The 12972-nt window shown below is 66.9% G+C and carries 18 protein-coding genes; 3 read left to right on the forward strand and 15 right to left on the reverse strand.

All coding sequences use genetic code 11. The features are described from left to right. Positions 1-4 precede the first annotated feature (4 nt). The 14 genes from ACESL8_RS10785 to ACESL8_RS10850 form a co-directional block, all read right to left on the reverse strand. Positions 5-211: a phage head-tail joining protein gene (locus ACESL8_RS10785; protein ID WP_372918683.1), complete on the reverse strand. Its 207-nt coding sequence runs from the start codon at positions 209-211 to the stop codon at positions 5-7. A 2-nt stretch (positions 212-213) separates the two neighbouring features. Beyond that, positions 214-2238: a phage terminase large subunit family protein gene (locus ACESL8_RS10790; RefSeq protein WP_372918685.1), complete on the reverse strand. Its 2025-nt coding sequence runs from the start codon at positions 2236-2238 to the stop codon at positions 214-216. After that, entirely contained in the window at positions 2216-2707 is a 492-nt protein-coding gene (locus ACESL8_RS10795) for a hypothetical protein (protein WP_372918687.1), read from the reverse strand. The genes ACESL8_RS10790 and ACESL8_RS10795 overlap by 23 nt, the downstream gene beginning before the upstream one ends. 58 nt (positions 2708-2765) lie before the next feature. Continuing rightward, positions 2766-3497: a transcription termination/antitermination protein NusG gene (locus ACESL8_RS10800; protein WP_372918689.1), complete on the reverse strand. Its 732-nt coding sequence runs from the start codon at positions 3495-3497 to the stop codon at positions 2766-2768. Next, positions 3494-4372, reverse strand: a complete 879-nt coding sequence (locus tag ACESL8_RS10805; protein ID WP_372918691.1) for a hypothetical protein — start codon at positions 4370-4372, stop codon at positions 3494-3496. Before ACESL8_RS10805 ends, ACESL8_RS10800 begins: the two co-directional genes overlap by 4 nt. A gap of 47 nt (positions 4373-4419) precedes the next feature. Then, positions 4420-4647: a DUF2312 domain-containing protein gene (locus ACESL8_RS10810; protein ID WP_372918773.1), complete on the reverse strand. Its 228-nt coding sequence runs from the start codon at positions 4645-4647 to the stop codon at positions 4420-4422. A gap of 409 nt (positions 4648-5056) precedes the next feature. Next, positions 5057-5896 (reverse strand): Nin-like protein, encoded by an 840-nt coding sequence (locus ACESL8_RS10815; RefSeq protein WP_372918693.1) that lies wholly within the window; start codon positions 5894-5896, stop codon positions 5057-5059. A gap of 83 nt (positions 5897-5979) precedes the next feature. After that, positions 5980-7005, reverse strand: a complete 1026-nt coding sequence (locus tag ACESL8_RS10820; RefSeq protein WP_372918695.1) for a site-specific DNA-methyltransferase — start codon at positions 7003-7005, stop codon at positions 5980-5982. After that, positions 7002-8477 carry a DnaB-like helicase C-terminal domain-containing protein gene (locus ACESL8_RS10825; protein ID WP_372918697.1) on the reverse strand — a complete coding sequence of 492 codons (1476 nt, stop codon included), beginning with the start codon at positions 8475-8477 and terminating at the stop codon, positions 7002-7004. The genes ACESL8_RS10820 and ACESL8_RS10825 overlap by 4 nt, the downstream gene beginning before the upstream one ends. After that, entirely contained in the window at positions 8474-8683 is a 210-nt protein-coding gene (locus tag ACESL8_RS10830) for a hypothetical protein (protein WP_372918699.1), read from the reverse strand. The genes ACESL8_RS10825 and ACESL8_RS10830 overlap by 4 nt, the downstream gene beginning before the upstream one ends. After that, positions 8680-9261 carry a GcrA family cell cycle regulator gene (locus tag ACESL8_RS10835; RefSeq protein WP_372918776.1) on the reverse strand — a complete coding sequence of 194 codons (582 nt, stop codon included), beginning with the start codon at positions 9259-9261 and terminating at the stop codon, positions 8680-8682. Before ACESL8_RS10835 ends, ACESL8_RS10830 begins: the two co-directional genes overlap by 4 nt. Further along, positions 9261-9599, reverse strand: coding sequence for a hypothetical protein (locus ACESL8_RS10840; protein ID WP_372918701.1), 339 nt, complete (start codon positions 9597-9599; stop codon positions 9261-9263). Before ACESL8_RS10840 ends, ACESL8_RS10835 begins: the two co-directional genes overlap by 1 nt. Next, entirely contained in the window at positions 9596-10552 is a 957-nt protein-coding gene (locus ACESL8_RS10845) for a hypothetical protein (protein WP_372918703.1), read from the reverse strand. The genes ACESL8_RS10840 and ACESL8_RS10845 overlap by 4 nt, the downstream gene beginning before the upstream one ends. Continuing rightward, entirely contained in the window at positions 10552-11013 is a 462-nt protein-coding gene (locus tag ACESL8_RS10850; RefSeq protein ID WP_372918705.1) for a hypothetical protein, read from the reverse strand. The genes ACESL8_RS10845 and ACESL8_RS10850 overlap by 1 nt, the downstream gene beginning before the upstream one ends. A 189-nt stretch (positions 11014-11202) precedes the next feature. Between ACESL8_RS10850 and ACESL8_RS10855 the strand changes: the two genes are divergently transcribed. After that, positions 11203-11691 carry a hypothetical protein gene (locus tag ACESL8_RS10855; protein ID WP_372918707.1) on the forward strand — a complete coding sequence of 163 codons (489 nt, stop codon included), beginning with the start codon at positions 11203-11205 and terminating at the stop codon, positions 11689-11691. A 2-nt stretch (positions 11692-11693) separates the two neighbouring features. Here the strand turns inward: ACESL8_RS10855 and ACESL8_RS10860 are convergent, their stop codons facing one another. Beyond that, complete coding sequence (locus ACESL8_RS10860; protein WP_372918709.1) at positions 11694-11921, reverse strand: carph-isopro domain-containing protein; 228 nt, start codon at positions 11919-11921, stop codon at positions 11694-11696. Between the two features lie 88 nt (positions 11922-12009). Between ACESL8_RS10860 and ACESL8_RS10865 the strand changes: the two genes are divergently transcribed. Continuing rightward, a complete protein-coding gene (locus ACESL8_RS10865) occupies positions 12010-12453 on the forward strand; it encodes a helix-turn-helix domain-containing protein (RefSeq protein WP_372918711.1) in 444 nt (147 codons plus the stop codon). A gap of 72 nt (positions 12454-12525) precedes the next feature. After that, complete coding sequence (locus tag ACESL8_RS10870) at positions 12526-12912, forward strand: hypothetical protein (RefSeq protein ID WP_372918713.1); 387 nt, start codon at positions 12526-12528, stop codon at positions 12910-12912. The last annotated feature ends 60 nt before the right edge of the window (positions 12913-12972 follow it).

Consider the following 12972-nt stretch of genomic DNA (forward strand, 5'->3'; position numbering starts at 1 on the left):
GGGGCTACCAGCGCGGGAAAGTGGCGAAGGAAAAACGGGGCGTGGAGGTGGGCGAGGCGGCGGACAGTTCCCCGTCGATCAAGGCCAGGGCTTTGATCATGCCGTTAACGTCCTGATACCGCACCTCGCGGCCATCGCTGAACCGGGCGCTGAGCACGCCGGTTGCGATGTTGCCAGCCAGGGTATCGCGATCGGTTTGGGTGAATGCCATTGCTACCAATATGACCGGGGCTGGAGAACGATCCGCGCAGGCGGGGGCATGACGGGCTGGGGAAGCGATGTCTCAACGGCGGGTGCAGCAGGTGCGGGCACTGGCCGGCGTTCACTGGTGCCGAACCGATCCGACCAATAGGCGGAGAGGTCGGCTTGGCTGGCGGCCAGGTCGATCGCCCGGGCGGCGGCGACGCTTTGCCACTGCACCGGGGTGAGGTGGTCGGTAAGATGATGCGCCAGGGCGCGAGCATAGACGGCGGTGTCGAGGCGTTCGTTGCGGGTGCCAGTGATGACGCGCCATTCCGATTTTCCCTTGGCGGGCTGGTGGAAGAATTCGGCGGTGAGCTGGCGGCAGTATTCCTCATCGACCACGCCGGGGAGATGCAGCAGGCCACGGGGCACACTGCCGTCGGCGGCAAGAGGCTTCACGGTGCGACGAATTGCGGCGTAATGATCTAGCTTGAGGCTATGCGTTCCGACTGGCCATAGCAGGATTGCGCCGACTTTCTGCCCTTCCCAGTCAATATCGATTTTTTTCGGCGTGCCCAGGGCGGGCAGGGTCAGACCGCCGCGGCCGTCGAGGGCGAAGCGTCGGCCGGTCGGGGCGGGGTCGGCAGAAGCCCAGCGGTACACTGCCTGACTCTGATAGCCGGAGTCGCACCCAAATGCATCGATCGGCCAGGTGCGGCCACGCGCATCAGTGTAGCGACGGTCGGCCACTTCGCTGAGCTGGCGCCACGGGGCCTCATCGGTCGGCTGGCCGATGATGATGCCCGTGTCAATCAACCAGGCGGTGAGCCCTGGACCCCAGGCGTAGACATCCCACTCGATGCGATCACCCTGCACGTCGGCGGCGCCGGTGATCCAGAGGGCCTGAGGGGGGATTTGTTTAAGCGGGCGATCGCGCTCGCGGGTGGCGTGGAGGCGCGCGTGGTCTGGCGCCTCGCCTTCTTCCTTGAAGGGCAGGCCGAGTTGTTGCTGGGTGAAAACCTTAAGGCTGCCGGCGTCGCGAGCGGTCTCGTATTTCTTGGCGACATCGAGCCATGTCAAAAACGGGCTGTAGAGCGCGTTGATGTGAAAGCCGACGTGCAGCTCCAGAAGTTCGGGCCGTTCGTGGACCCAGGTTCCGGCGGCAATCATTGCCGGTTTGTGGTGGCCGGCGATCAGCACACCGCACGAGGCGCAGGCGTATTCGGCGCTGTGTTCGGCGGGATCGTCGCCTAGTTTCCAGCGGAGATTCTTGAATTCCAGCGCCTGACCGATGTGGCAGTGCGGGCATGGGACCATATACCGGCCGCGGGAGCTGCGCGCGTAGAGTTTCGTGACGCGGCAGGTACCCTCCAGAGCGGGCGTGGAAATATCGATGATTTTTTCGCGGCCGGTGTTGCCTTGCAGACGCTCCTCCGCCAGCAATAACGGGTCGCCGCGGCCGTCAACGTCGAAAGGAAACTCGCTGATTTCTTCGTTGAGGAGGACGCGGGCGGTGCGCATTTGGAGGTTGGCTGAGGAATTGGCGCCGACGATTTGCAGGTAACCGCCGCGGAACGCCTTGAACGTGGTCGTGGAACCCGTTTCATCGCGGCTGACGACCCGACGCACGCGGGCGGCCACCGCTGGGGTGGCGTCGATCATCGGTTGCAGTTTGAGGCGGTTGTAGTCGGCGCCTTCCTTCACGGTCGGGAGCATGACGAGGACGGCGCAGGGGGTTTCGGCCATGATCTGGCCGAGGAGGTTTAGGCCACACTCACTGCCGGAGGTTTGGGCTGATTTGGCAACGGTGACCCTGCGGCAGGGGTGGGATAGGGACATCGCCTGCATGATCGCACGGCCAAATGGCACGCGATCGGTGATCCACTGACCCGGGAACGGGCTGCCAGATTCGGCGGCTACTTTTCTTTTTTCGTCAGCCCAGGCGTCGACGGTGCGTTCGGTGTCGGGCTCTAGTCCGCGCGCCCACGCGGCCCGAACAATGTCGGCTACGGAAGTGAGGTCGGCCGCGATTTCAGGGGGGAGGGGACTTATCATGGAGGGCGGCAGCCTGCCCGACGAGGAATTGATTGATGTGGCGGCGCAGGGTGGCCTCGATCTGCCGCGGGTCGGGCATATTGATCAGGCCGGGGGCGATCTGCGCGGGGAGGGAGAGGAGAGTATCTCGAAAACCGCGGGCGATCGTCATTTGCTCCGCATCGACTTCCGCGGTGGCAGTGAGCTGGCCGACGCGCTGGGCGTAGTCGAGAGCTGCCATACGTGCAGCGATATGGTCCCGCTCGGCGCGGGCTTGGGAGGCGGTACGGCCTACGACGTTGCGCGGGGCGCTGGGAAGACTCGGGGTGAGCGACGCGGGATCGATGCGGCCGTTGGGCAGTAGTGCGATGTCACCGTCACGCACTCGGCGGTTGACGGTGCCCACGGAAATCCCGAGCAGAGTGGATGCAGCGCGCTGCGTCAGACCATCCTCAACATTATTGCTCAGGGTGTTCATGGTGTTCAGCATTCTAAATGGAACGCACTAGCATTTTCAAACGCCCTTGACGGACGGTATACAGGGGCAGCTAGGAGGGACCCGCGATCACCACACCAACCTGCGCCATCTTCACCCGCCGCCCGGCGATGACCAACACCACCGCGCGACCATTGGACGTCACCACCCGACCAAGCTTACCTTGCAGCGGCCCAGCCGACACGCGCACCAACACCCCTTCGGCGATCGGTTCCGCCACCACCTGCGCCGCCAGCGTTGACCGCCTTTGCACACCTTCCGGCCCGAACTGCGCCAGCATCCAGGCCGCCTGCACCGGCAGCACCGCCGACGGCCGCTCCGGCGCCGCACCCATCACCTGCCGCACCCCACGCTGCGACGCGATACGCCGCCAATCAGGATCACCCAGATCGAACTCCACGAGAATATACCCCGGGAACGCCGCCCGCAGCACCTCACGCACCGGCAATTTGCGCGCAGGCTTGGCCGGCAAAATATCCATGAATTCCGGCGCCACCGCGACGAACCCCAGGTCCATCAGCCGCGCCGCCACATCCGCCTCGCGCCGCTGATGCACCGCGACGCAATACCACCGCGCCCCATCCACCGCAGGGCCCACCCGCACACTCGGCGGAGGCTGACGCTTCGGGCCAGACCCAGGCCGCGCCCCACCATTTTTCGTTGGGGAACTGAATAGACCTGCATCGTCGGGATGGCTACCGCACTCCGGGTGCCAAGCACCGGGAGCGCGCGTCGTCACCGTTACGCCGTCACCCATGACCATGTCAACCTGTTTCCCGTTCATGCCGCAACCCGCTGCCGGATCGGCGGCTCCCCTACGCGATGCCCTGCATGCCAGGCATCGCACCGCGCGTTGAACGCATCCGCCGCCTCCAGCCCCGGATCGACCGCCACCACCGCCGCCGCCACTGGCCGCGCCGCCACCGCCGCCAGTATCGCCGGGGTGAAATACCCCAGCCCCCGCGGCGCCGGCGTGTTCGGACGCGCCATCGCCCTGCCGATCACCTCGCACACCAGTGCCCGGCCGGCCCCCGCCTGCAACCACCCCCGCACCGGCTGATACTCCCACCCACCCCGCGCCGGATCGAGCCCGGCCAGCTCCGCCGCCTCCACCCCCACCGCCTGCACATCCTCCGGCGTAACCACCCGCATTTGGGTTTCCGCCCGCGCAGCTGCTTGCTTGGCTTCTTCTTCCTCAGAGAAGGAAGAGCTTAGCTTAGCTGGCGAAACCCAAGGTTCCGTGGGTTTCCGAGCAGCCCCCCCCACGATCGGCAACATCATCGCCCGCTGCTGCGGCGGAGACCCATCCTTGCGCGGCCTACCCCCCTTTAACCCATTGATCCTGGCCGTTTCCGACCGCGACCGCCGCGCTTCCAGCAGCGGGCACGCCAACGCCCCATCCGCCCGGAGCACCAGCAAACCGCGCGCCAACAGCGGTTCCAAATAGGTTTCCAGTTCGGTTACCGAAACCGGAACCAAACGCGCAACCTCCGCCGCATCAGGCACCACCGAACCATACACCAGCGCCACCTCGCCAATGCGCTGCATGCGCCGCACCAGCACCAGCCACAGCGCCCGCACCGCCAGCGACAACCCCGTCAACCGCGGGTCGCCCTCGAACGCCTCCAGAACCACCGAACAATCACACCGCCGCGCCATCTCTGCCCCCTAGAACAACCACGCATCCACCCCCGGCCGCGCCGGAGCTACATCCCCAACGCCCGCCGATAGGTGTCGAGCAACGCCTCGTGCAGCTCCACATCGGCCGGGTCCTGCTTGCGCAACCGGATCAACTGTCGCAGCACCTTCTCGTCGAACCCAGCCGACTTCGCCTGGCCGAAAATATCCTTGATGTCCGAACCCAGCGTCTTGCGCTCTTCCTCCAGGCGCTCGATGCGCTCCACCAGCGACCGCAGCCGCTCCGCCGAGATCATACCCGGCTCAGCCGCCGCCGCCTGGCGCTCGCGCGACGCCGCCGCCTGCGCCGCCTCCGCCGACCGAGCCGACGCAGCCTGCTGCTCGGCGCCTCGGAGCCGACGTGCTGCCTCCCGCAGCAAGGGGATGGCAGCCGCGCCGATTGTAAACCTGGTAGTCCCGTCACTTACCGTCGATTCCACGCCCTTCATCCAACCCTCCCAACAGAAAACGGCATAAACCGAACCTCCCGTAAAAATCCCAGCGCATTGGCCATTTTTTCACTTACGTCCCGCCGACCGCGCAGCACGTCGCACACGTATTGCGGCGAGAACCCATGCGCCGCAGCCCACAGCCCCTGCCCGCCAGCCGCGGCGCAATCACTACGCAATTTTGCGACCAGACCAGCGCCCGTCGCCACCGCGGCGGTCATACGCCGCACCCACCGCCGCACTCTTGCCCGCCTTCGATCATCGTCTCGTCAAACCGCAGCCGAGGCATATCGCGCACCAGATCAGCCATCACGCCGTAGGGTTCGCGGTCGGCACGAAAGGTGCGACCGCGCCCCGCTACCCCGCGCGGAATGGCTTCCATTTTCGCCCACCACGCCATCCGCTCGGGATGGTCAGCATGCATCCGCAGGATGGCGGCGCGGGATTTCAGGAAACAGCCGTCGCAGTTGCCTTCCCACCTGCCAGCCAAAGCAAGATCGAAGGGCTGCGCGCGCCAAAACTCCGCCACGTCCCGCGCGGTCACTCCGGCGTCGGCAAGCGGCGTGGCCACAGTCCAGCGGTCCCGGCGCGGCTGCTTGGTGCGCTCCACCCGCGCCGGCTCATCGGCCCGAAGGCCAACCACGTTGGACCAATGCGACCATTCGAGATCGCCTATCACCCACCGCTTGATCGTGCGGATTTTCATTTCCGTGGTGCATGAGCGTTGCACCGGATTTGGCAGGCCAGACTGCGCCGCCAGCAGCGCGGCAAACGGCTCGCCGGCCCTGCTGGCGCTGTTGTGGTTGACGATGCGATAGCCGTCCTTGCGCCGCGCGGTGAACTCTATCCAAACGATCGGCACGGCCCATTGGGTTTGCATCGCATGCACGAAATCCAGCGTCGCCGGCATTTCCCGGCCGGTGTTGGCAAACACGGCGTGCACTCCCGCCGGTAGCGCGCCACCGTGGGCATCAAGCACGCGCCGCAGCATGTAGCCGCTGGTGCGCCCGCCGCTCACGCTGATAATTGCCGGGCCTGAGATGGCAAACGGGTCCATCACAACCCCTTGCCCGCCAGCCGCGGCGCAATCACTACGCAATTTTGCGACAAGATCAGCGCCCGTCGCCACGGCGGAGGTCATCATCCCACCACCGATAGCAGCGGCGCGTCGGCGGCGATCCGCTCAACCGCCATCGTCCGATACCCCGCATTCAGTTCGATCAACGTCGCACTGCGGCCGAGGCGATCCGCGACCAGCCCCGTAGTGCCAGCGCCACCGAATGGGTCCAGGACTGTGTCACCTGGTTGGCTGCCAGCTAAAATGCACCGCCGCGCGATCTCATCGGGCATGACCGCGAAATGAGCCGCACCGGAACTCGCCGTCGCCACGAACCACACATTGCGCATCATCGCTGGCGACGACGATTGTTCGACCTTGCTCTTTGCGTCCCACCTCTCGTTAAAGCCAGCGTGCCGGCGACTATGCCCACGCTGCTTGTCAGTGCGCACCGGAACCGCCTTCATCGGCCCGTTACCCTTGGCCCCACCGTTACCCCGATGCGACCCCGCTTGCGCCTGCACATCCTGCGCCAGCCGGACCAACGAGCTTTCCCGCGGCGGTGTCTTGATAGCGTCGAAATCGCTGTAATAACGCTCCGATTTGCTCATAAAAAGAATGGTCTCGTGCGATGATGTGCAACGATCCTCTTGGCTTCCAGGCATGCCGTTCGGCTTGGCCCACACGATCAAGTCGCGCCAATACCAACCATCGGCGCGCAGGGCGAGCGCCAGGATGTAGGGAATGCCGAGGAGGTCTTTGTGTTTGGCGTCGCCGCCGCTTTTCTCGTAGCCGCCCTCAGATTTCCTGACACCGGCCGACGCCTTGCCGGCCCCTCTGTTTCCTTTGGCGTGGCCGATGTTCGCGTACGAATCACCGATATTCAACCACAACGTGCCATCGTCCCGCAGCACACGTTTCACTTGTTTGAACACGGCCACCATCTCGGCCACGTATTCATCCGGCGTGGGTTCAAGCCCGATCTGCCCGGCAACGCCGTAGTCGCGCAGGCCGAAGTACGGCGGCGAGGTCACACAGCACTGGACTGATCCGGCGGCCAGCGTCGGCAGAACAGCGCGGCAATCCCCCTGCATCACCGTGACAGTCACCCGCCCCCCTCCGGCAAATCGCCAAACCACGTCGTGTCATTGCCAAACGCCAGCCGCACCTCACCGATGCGGCCCTTGCGGTTTTTATCGATATACAGCGACGCCTGGCCCGCCGCGGCTTTCACCGCCTCGTTGTGGTGCGATTGCCTGTTGGCCCAATCCTCTCCGCTGTCCTTCTCGCCGCGCTCGATTTTCTTACGATGCAAGTAATATTCATCGCGGTGAAGCAATATCACAACATCGGCGTCTTGCTCGATATCCCCCGATTCCCGCAAATCATCCAGAACCGGACGCTTCACCTCGCGCCTCTCCCCTGCACGGCTCAATTGGCTCAGCACCACCACCGGCAGCCCGAAATCCTGCGCCATCCCTTTGAGCCCCGCCGACAGCCGACCGACCTCCATCGTTCGGTTGCCGGCCCGCGCCAGCTCCGGCACCGTCATCAGGCCGAGGTAGTCCACCACCACCAGGTCAAGCCCGCCGCGCCGTTTCATCCGCCGCACCTGCCCGCGTAGCGCCTGTATCGTGCGCATCCGCAATTCCAGCAGCAGCAGCCGCCGATCCGCCATGGCCCGCTGTGCGGCCACCATGGCGTCTATTTCCCATTGTTGCACCGGGCGCCAGCGGAATTGCCCCGTCGCCTCATCCTGGTAGCGCAACTTCCCGCGCGTCGTCAGATCGCGCGAAATCGGCGTCAACCCAGCCGCCATCTGCGCCCCCAGGTCGGCGGCACTCATCTCCATCGTGACGAACAGCACCCGCCCGCCCGCCTGCGCCGCCCCGGTGGCAATCGCCAGCGCCAGGGTCGACTTGCCCATACTCGGGCGGGCGCCGATCACAATCATTTCACCGGCGCGCAGCCCGCCGGTGATATCGTCCAGATCGCGCAACCCGGTGCTGAGCCCCACCAGCCCGCCGGGCACGTCACGCGCCTCCCACGCGGCGGTGATCGCCTGGCGCATCGCCTCGTGCGCCGGCACCGGCGCCGCCTCCCCCTCCTGCCCGTCGGCCAGCGCCGCCAGCGCCTCCTCCGCCGCCTCGTGTATCTCGCCCGCCGGCGACTCCCCGGGCGCAAACGACCGGGCAATCAGATCCTCGCCGATGGCGATCATCTCCCGCCGATGCCAGCAATCGCGCACCGCGCGGGCATATTCCCCAGCGTTAATAATCCCCACCATCGCGGCCAGCAGCTGCGCGAGATAGGCCACCCCGCCCACCTCATCCAGCACCCCGTCGTGCTCAAACTCGCCTTTCAACGCCACCGCATCGACCAGGCGCCCGCTGTCAATCCGCCGCGCCGCCACCTCGTAAATCCGCCCGTGGATCGGGTCGGCGAAATGCTCCGGCCGCAGGAAACCCGACATCTGGTCGTAGGCTTTGTTGTTGGCCAGCAACGCGCCCAGCAACGCCTGCTCCGCCTGGATATTCGTCGGCGGCATCCGCAACGACAGGCCAGTGACCGGCCCGTTCAAGGCGCCACCCCCGACAGTTTCTCGCGCAGCACCTCCTCCACCAGCGCGATGAACAGCCGCTGATCCTGCGGCTGGACCCGAGCGCCGGTGCCGACCAGCACCGCCAGCAGCACCGCCACCTGATCCTCCATCGGCAAGCCCGCCACCCCCTCGCGCACGTCCTGTGCCGCCACCGCGATTTCGAGCGGCCCCGGCAGCGCGCTCATGCACCCACCATATGGCGCCTGCGCGCATGCGCCGCCCGCACAAAATCCGCCGCGTGCTCCGCCTCACTGCGCGGCCGCACCGTCACCCAGGCGATCGCGTGGTGCCCCGCGCAATAGCTGCTGCCCGGACGCCCCGCCGCCTCACAAAAGCGGAAATCCTTAGCGCCCGGCTCACCGATCGGCCAGCGGCACGCCTCCGATTTACCGCGCAACACCACCGCCACGGCCGCAGGCGCCGGCATCGCCGCGCACACCGTCTCGCGCACCGCCGCCAGCTTATTTCCCGCCAGCGCCGCCAGCGGCCCCAACGTATCCCCGCGCAGCGCGCTACCCGCGCCCCCGCCATACCCCCCCCTCGCCTTCCCGTGCGGCAACGCCAGCACCCGCGACTTGCGCGGGTTCCGCCCACCCCCTTTGATCGGGCTCGGCCGCCCCGGCAAATCCAGCCGATGTACCTTGCCGGCCACGGCGTTCTTGGAGATTTTCATCTCACGGCCGATTTGTGCCACCGGCATCCCCGACGCCCACAGCGTGCGTAATTTCGCTACCAGATCATCCGTCCATTCCACGTCCGCCATCACCGAACCCCCCGAATATCGAACCAATGCTGCGGCACCCCGGCGCTGTGCAGCCGCCGCCCGCTGTCCACCAGCACTACCAGCCACGCGGTGGCACGCTGCGCGCATTGACCGGAGTGCCACCGCAACCGCCCCGCCGCGGCCAGGGCCTCCAGCACCGCATACAGACGGTGCAACGCCTCCGCCCGGCTAGCGCCCCGGGTCATGCCCGCCTGCTGAGCGAATACCGGCAGCGAGGGCAACGCCGCCCCGGCGGGCACCTCACCCAGCATCCGCATCACCCGCTCCGCCCGCACCCGGTCGCGCATCGGGTCGCCACTGACCACCAACCCGCTCATGCCGCCGGGCCCTCGGTTTGCACCAAAGGCGCCAAGCGAAAGCCCGACCGGAATTTATTGATGAGGTCCAGATTGCGGCCGTCGTAGGTCACCCCGTTGAACGCTGCCCATGCCTTGATCTGCTCGAACACCGCATAGATTTTCCCGTTGGCAGAGATCGGCGGCAGGGACGGCGCACGCAGCGGCACCACCACCGACGCCACCGGCTCGGCGACAACCACCGGCGCCGCCTCCACCACACTGCGTGCCCGCGCCGCCTCCACCCCACGCTCCTGGTTGCTCGCCGCCACCGCCGCCGGCTGCCGGCTCTCGCGCGGCCGTTTCTTCGCCGCCGCCAACCCCCTCAAATACTCCGGCGTGCGCTGCAACCCCAAGTTCGCGGCCCAGACGCTAACCGCCGTCGCCACCACCGCCGGCCCAGGCAGCGCGTCCATCGCCGCGACGATCTCGGGCCTGGGAACACCCGCCGGCCAGGCGTCCAGCAACAGCGCGCGCCGCGCCTCCGTGCGCCACCCACCGGCCGACAAGACGCCACCAGGGCCTTTCGTGCGCTTCACCGCCCTCGTCGCCGCAGGCGCTGCACCCGGGGGAGCGGGCGGCACCTGCGGCAACGGCCCGGCATCAGCGGCAGGCGAGGGGCCGGGCGCCCCCGCGCAAGTCGGGTGCTCAAACACCCCCTGCCGCAGATTGGAATTGAGTGCCACCGCACCAGAAACGATATCGACGGCCGATGCCAGGTTTAACGCACCGGCCGCCTGTACCCCGACTGCCGGGGCCAACGGTTTGAATTTCTCTTGAACTGTTACATCACCCGTTCCTCCTTTGCTTGAGGACGGGGGCACTTCCACATTACCACCCCCGCCAACACTACGCGCCCCCGCCGCAATCAACCGGCTCACTAGATCAACCAGCGCCGGCGACACGTCGAGCGTCAGGCGCATCTCAACCGCCATCACTTCGCCTCCCCATGCAGCGCGCTGATCGCCACCGCCGCCGCGCGCTCCAGCTCGCGCAACTTGTGCAGCAACCCCGGCCGCTCGCCTGCGCTGATCCGCCCGTCGGCCAACGCGCGCGCGGCCTCGGCGAACACCCCGCCAGCCGCCTCGCCGACGCGCGCCAGCAGCGCCGGCACATCACCCACTGCAATCGGGGTCACCGGCCGCAGCGCATAGCCCGCCAGCGCCGCCAGTGCCGCGGTCACGCGCGGCTGCCCGCCGACCGCCTCAAGCGCCGCCACCACATCAATCGGCATCCCCCGGTCGGGATGCTCCCGGTTGGCGTAGTCCGACAGCTGCGGCGGCCCCACCCGGCACGCCGACGCCGCGGCCACCCCGCCGCCCACATCCGCCAGCAGCAGCTTGACCGCCGTTTTCAACGCCGCCAGCGCCGCCTGGTCCAACGCGATACCAGTCATTCCGAACGCTCCCCGAAATAGATTCCCATGACAGCCACCCGCACCCGGCGCCACGCTGCGCCGCGATGGATCACCACAACCACACCACCAGCGCGAGGCCGGCCCAGAATACGAGGGACAGCATTAAACCAGCGCGCATGCGGCAATTCTCCGGTATGCTGGGATCACGCAAGCAACAGGAACACCACAATGCCCCGTCGATTTCTGATACTGGCCGCCATACTGCCGCTGGTTGCCTGCGCCGGGCCGCCCGGCGCCGCCCCGCACACCGCCACCAGCCCGCCGCTGCAACCATCCCCAGCCGCCGCCGACCCCTGGGCCGACGGCGCCGAGAAATCGTTCTACCTGCGCCATTTTGCCTTGATGGAGGCGTATCGCTGCGACGCCGTGTCGCGCGACGAGGCACTGCGCGTCATGCTCGCGCTGCGCCTCGACCGCGCGCGCCTGGCCTCGGTCACCGACCCGCGCCGCGCCATCCTCGCCGCCGCCGCCAGCCAGAAGGCGCAAGGGTACGCGCGACAAGCCATCCCCTGCATGAGCGAGGCGATCCGACTGATGCAGTCGCTGCGCCAGGACTACCCCGTCGCCCGCACCGCCACCCGCGCCACCCCACCCCAAAGCCCCGCCCCAGGCCCGCGCGCCCGGCCACGGCTGAAACCCGGCGAGATCGATATCTGACCTCACGCCGCCTGCTCCGGCTGGCGCTCGACCAAATCCCAGTCATCAACGCCGCCCGGCTTCCAGTTGAGGCCGGCCACTTTCGCCATCCGCCAAACCGTCAGGCGGTGCTCGGCCGGAACCGCGCCACGCGGCTTCCAGTTGGACACTGCCGACGGCAGCACCCCGATCTCTCCCGCCAGTTTAGTGGCGCCGCCGAGTTGGTCGATCAGGTCTGATATGGATAACATGTGCGGAGAATACTCACACTATGTAGATATACGCAAGCCCCGGATCACACTAAGTGCATTTTTATCCCCAGGGCGTGATCATGCGGCCATGCCCAGAACCGCCGCCAGCATGGAAGCCCGCGCGCAAGGTCTACGCCTGCGCCGCCTGCGTGAAGCCCATGACCTCAGCCAACAAGCCGTGGCCGAGATCATGGGCTGTGCCGACAACACTATTTCCGGTTACGAGAATGGCCGCACGAAAATTGACATCGTGAACCTTGCCCGACTGTGCAAATACTTGCAGCTCAGCAGTGATTACATCGTTCTCGGCGCACGAGGCCGGCTTCCAATCGACATTGGCGCGCGCATCCAGCAGTCCGAACGCAGCGATATCAGCGCCACGCCACCCAAACGCGGCAGACCCCCGAAGCTACCCCGTCCCGACGCTCCTCCCCTGCTTGACGACGCCCCAACCTGGCCGCCGCAACCCCCTCCGTCGCAGCTCCATGAGGGATCGCACTATGTGCCGCCACCCAAAAAGCACACTATGTGAAAATAGCGGTTGACGATTTCCACATGACGTGAGTAAATTCCCCCAGCGCACTTTCGCGCTGGAGCACCGTCCATGCCCAAGCCCAAACCACCCCACATCCCCGGCGAGAGTTTCGGCGCGGCTGCCGGGGCCATCAAGCTCAAGCGCACCGGCCTGATCTTCGGCACCGCCCACCCCCCATCCGCCGCCATCGCCCCAGCCGCCGCCGCACCCGTGGACAGCGTCAACGTCCGCCGCGTCAGCAACGGCTTCATCATCACCCAGGAAAACGACTACCGCGCCCAACGCGCCGACACCTCGGTGCACCGGAGCTGGCCCGACACCGTCGCCCACTTGTCGGCGCTGATGCACCCTATTCCCGTGCGGGCGCCCACCCCTGCGAACAAGCCCCCGAGCGGCGCCAAGCAACCCGCCCCCGGCGCCCCGGCCAACCGGCCCCGCACCCGCAAGCGCGCCTGACCCCGCCGCCACCCAGGCGCCGCCGGGGCAGCACTCCGGCGGGCCGCAGCACGTAGGAAG

The organism is Sandarakinorhabdus sp. (assembly GCF_041689835.1).
Classification (GTDB): Bacteria; Pseudomonadota; Alphaproteobacteria; order Sphingomonadales; family Sphingomonadaceae; genus Sandarakinorhabdus.

Excerpts from the sequence above, each read along its gene's own strand:
- ACESL8_RS10815 (WP_372918693.1), bottom strand. The coding sequence starts at position 5,896 with ATGGACCCGTTTGCCATCTCAGGCCCGGCAATTATCAGCGTGAGCGGC.
- ACESL8_RS10795 (WP_372918687.1), bottom strand. The coding sequence starts at position 2,707 with ATGCTGAACACCATGAACACCCTGAGCAATAATGTTGAGGATGGTCTG.
- ACESL8_RS10870 (WP_372918713.1), top strand. The coding sequence starts at position 12,526 with ATGCCCAAGCCCAAACCACCCCACATCCCCGGCGAGAGTTTCGGCGCG.
- ACESL8_RS10860 (WP_372918709.1), bottom strand. The coding sequence starts at position 11,921 with ATGTTATCCATATCAGACCTGATCGACCAACTCGGCGGCGCCACTAAA.
- ACESL8_RS10785 (WP_372918683.1), bottom strand. The coding sequence starts at position 211 with ATGGCATTCACCCAAACCGATCGCGATACCCTGGCTGGCAACATCGCA.
- ACESL8_RS10790 (WP_372918685.1), bottom strand. The coding sequence starts at position 2,238 with ATGATAAGTCCCCTCCCCCCTGAAATCGCGGCCGACCTCACTTCCGTA.
- ACESL8_RS10840 (WP_372918701.1), bottom strand. The coding sequence starts at position 9,599 with ATGAGCGGGTTGGTGGTCAGTGGCGACCCGATGCGCGACCGGGTGCGG.
- ACESL8_RS10845 (WP_372918703.1), bottom strand. The coding sequence starts at position 10,552 with ATGGCGGTTGAGATGCGCCTGACGCTCGACGTGTCGCCGGCGCTGGTT.
- ACESL8_RS10865 (WP_372918711.1), top strand. The coding sequence starts at position 12,010 with ATGCCCAGAACCGCCGCCAGCATGGAAGCCCGCGCGCAAGGTCTACGC.
- ACESL8_RS10810 (WP_372918773.1), bottom strand. The coding sequence starts at position 4,647 with ATGATCTCGGCGGAGCGGCTGCGGTCGCTGGTGGAGCGCATCGAGCGC.
- ACESL8_RS10830 (WP_372918699.1), bottom strand. The coding sequence starts at position 8,683 with ATGAGCGCGCTGCCGGGGCCGCTCGAAATCGCGGTGGCGGCACAGGAC.
- ACESL8_RS10805 (WP_372918691.1), bottom strand. The coding sequence starts at position 4,372 with ATGGCGCGGCGGTGTGATTGTTCGGTGGTTCTGGAGGCGTTCGAGGGC.
- ACESL8_RS10855 (WP_372918707.1), top strand. The coding sequence starts at position 11,203 with ATGCCCCGTCGATTTCTGATACTGGCCGCCATACTGCCGCTGGTTGCC.
- ACESL8_RS10800 (WP_372918689.1), bottom strand. The coding sequence starts at position 3,497 with ATGAACGGGAAACAGGTTGACATGGTCATGGGTGACGGCGTAACGGTG.
- ACESL8_RS10850 (WP_372918705.1), bottom strand. The coding sequence starts at position 11,013 with ATGACTGGTATCGCGTTGGACCAGGCGGCGCTGGCGGCGTTGAAAACG.
- ACESL8_RS10835 (WP_372918776.1), bottom strand. The coding sequence starts at position 9,261 with ATGGCGGACGTGGAATGGACGGATGATCTGGTAGCGAAATTACGCACG.